At 30.7% G+C, this 2,866-nt stretch carries 3 protein-coding genes; all 3 read right to left on the bottom strand.

Going from position 1 to position 2,866, the window contains the following annotated elements; all coding sequences use genetic code 11:
* Positions 1-189 precede the first annotated feature (189 nt).
* Positions 190-1,113 (bottom strand): protein rep, encoded by a 924-nt coding sequence (locus JIE71_RS12365; RefSeq protein ID WP_162152550.1) that lies wholly within the window; start codon positions 1,111-1,113, stop codon positions 190-192.
* 394 nt (positions 1,114-1,507) lie between these two features.
* Positions 1,508-1,765 carry a hypothetical protein gene (locus tag JIE71_RS12360; RefSeq protein ID WP_049363929.1) on the bottom strand — a complete coding sequence of 86 codons (258 nt, stop codon included), beginning with the start codon at positions 1,763-1,765 and terminating at the stop codon, positions 1,508-1,510.
* 125 nt (positions 1,766-1,890) lie between these two features.
* A complete protein-coding gene (locus tag JIE71_RS12355; RefSeq protein ID WP_199509025.1) occupies positions 1,891-2,313 on the bottom strand; it encodes a plasmid mobilization protein in 423 nt (140 codons plus the stop codon).
* Positions 2,314-2,866: the final 553 nt, after the last annotated feature.

Genomic DNA, 2,866 nt, shown 5'->3' with positions numbered 1-2,866 from the left:
TTCCCTTATGCTCTTGAATGGCAATAGTTGCAATATTACACCTGTTGAATGGCAATAGTTGCAATATTACACCTGTATACTCTCGTATTTTTCATTTCAAAATCTCAAAACTTTCTCAGAAAAACATCTTTAATTTTTTCTAACAAAACAAAAAACGCTCACTCTTTTTTCGAGTAGCGTTTTGTTTTTTTATTTTTCTTCTTCAATTTCATTTATCATTTTTTGATTCACTTCTCGTTTTTCTTCATCCGTTAAATCAAAAATTTCGCTTGCCAAATATTCTTTTTGATTCCACATGTAAAAAATCTGATATACATATTCTGTTGGATCAATTTCTTTAAGATAATCTAAATCGCCATCTTTCAATTTTTTACGTGCTTCTTTAAACAATCCTGAATAAACTAATATTTGTTTACCTTTAAGTGATTTATAGAATGCATCAAATACTTTTTGATTTATTAAATAATCACTATCTTTACCAGAATACTTAGCCATTTCATATAACTCTTTATTGTTATTTTGTCTTATTTTTTGAACTTGAACTTGTGTAATCTCGGGCATATCTGTAACATCACGCCATAAGTTTAGCCACTCTTTTTGACTAATATATGATTTAGTATCTTTAAAATACGAGCGATTGACTGCAATTAACACATGAAAATGCGGGTTATAGTCATCTCGCTCTTTGTTGTATGTAATTTCTAACTTACGAACATAACCTTTAGCTATAGAATTAACTCTTTTACGCTTAAACATCTTTTGAAAAGAGTGATTATAAGCTTTAATTTCACTTTCTAAATGCTCAGCTGTGACATTTGGGGTCGTAAGTGTCAAAAATATGAATGATTTTGACTCCTCTTGTTGAATATATTGCATCATCAACGATAAACCTAATGCATCTTTACGTGCTTTACGCCAAGCACATATTGGACAAAATCGATTTTTGCACGGATTTGCTTTGTATAGCTTTTTCTTCTCTAACGTCTTATCAGTCACAAAGCTCAAGAACGTATTACAATTTTTAATCAAATCCATTTGTCCCTCTTTAACATGCCGTCTAATAAATTTTTGAAATACTTGATTTCTTTGTTTTTTCTCTGTATACTTTTCCATGTTATAACACATAAAAACAACTTTGTTTTCTTAATTATTGTATATAAAAAAGTTGCTTTTTCTCCTTTCTATTTCGTTTTTGATTCGACACCATAAACGTTACAATAGTATGCTAGAAAAAGCAACTTTTTTTGTGCTTGAATCCAGAAATGCCAGTGGATTAAGAGGTCTTTCGCTCGCCGGGAATAGTTACCCTTATTATCAAGACAAGAAGAAACTCGTTTCACTCGTTTCAAAAAAGCCAAAAATTCTCATCGTTAAATACTTTTAAATGCACTATTAATAAATAAATGATAAAGTGAAAATGTAACATCATCCCCACACATCATTAAATCTTTTAATATGAAAAAGTGCTTTTACCCTCCATAGCCACTTAATTGTTGAGTGGCTATTTTTAATGCTTTATTCCAATTGCTTTTTGGTTGGAACCAACGGAGCATAATGTGTTGTTGAGTTGGTACTTCGTTGGGATTAATCCCAACAAACCACCAACCAACTCGCTAACATAGTTAGCTAACACATAGCTCATTCCAACCAAAAATTTTCTCGGCATAAATGCGTGTGATATGATTAATGTATTACTCCTTTCATTTAATATATCAAAAACTATTCCCTGGCTACTCAAAAAATGAGTAGTCTTTTTATTTTGCATTTTAAGCCCTTTCTAGGACATTTAATCATTTCGAATATAAAAACACACAAAAATTTCTTTCGTCCAACAGTGAGGCTATAAATCACTTTAGAATTTATTTCTAAACGCAAAAAGGGAGGTGTGACCTATTCAAAGGTCACACCTCCTTCGTTTTGCTTTATGTTTTTAAGTTTATATCTGAGTTCTTCATCGTCTCTAAAACCATCAAAATCAATATAGGCATTCTCATTCACGTGAGTGAGAAATTCATCTAAAAGGTTGGCTTTTACTCTGAATGCCTCAACGTCTGATTTGAGTGCTTCGTTGTCGTTTTTGAGCTGTTCTATGATTTCATTCAAATCATTCGAGTCATTATAATCATCAAGCGTTGTTTGTTCTTGAGGATATTCAATCACTGTAGGCTTAATCCGATTGCCTAAAGCAACCTGCTTGGTATAACTAGTTGGGTTAAGATGACGAATTTCTGCTAGCTTTTGTATTTTGTTGTACTCATCTTGAGTTAAGTTAACGTTTATAGTCTTTGCTTTTTTGTTAAATGAACTAGACATAAAATAACCACCTTTATGTATTAGTAATTACTCAATAAATTTTAACATATAATTATGAGTAATTACTAATTAAAATATCATTGGTTATTTATGAGTAAATACTCAATTTAAATATATTTATATTGGTGAGTAATTACTCAATTATAATGCTCACTTTTTTGAGCATTTAGGTTTTAGTAATTACTCACTAGTATAGACAAAACAAGATTTTCAACGTACCCGATACGTACTAAAAAATTGGTACGTTTTGGGTACCTTTTACGTATGTATTGAGATTTTAGGGTACTTTTCACGTACCTTTTACGTACGTTTGCATAAATTTTTACATCACATTTAGGAATCCTATTTGACACTGTCAAATCAATACTTTTGCATTATATTGGTACGTAAAACGTACCAATTTGATGCAGGATTCCCTTATGCTCTTGAATGGCAATAGTTGCAATATTACACCTGTTGAATGGCAATAGTTGCAATATTACACCTGTATACTCTCGTATTTTTCATTTCAAAATCTCAAAACTTTCTCAGAAAAACATCTTTAATTTTTTCT

This window comes from Psychrobacter sp. bablab_jr014 (assembly GCF_016464015.1).
Taxonomy (GTDB): domain Bacteria; phylum Pseudomonadota; class Gammaproteobacteria; order Pseudomonadales; family Moraxellaceae; genus Psychrobacter.
This window is presented reverse-complemented; position numbering and strand designations above follow the sequence as displayed.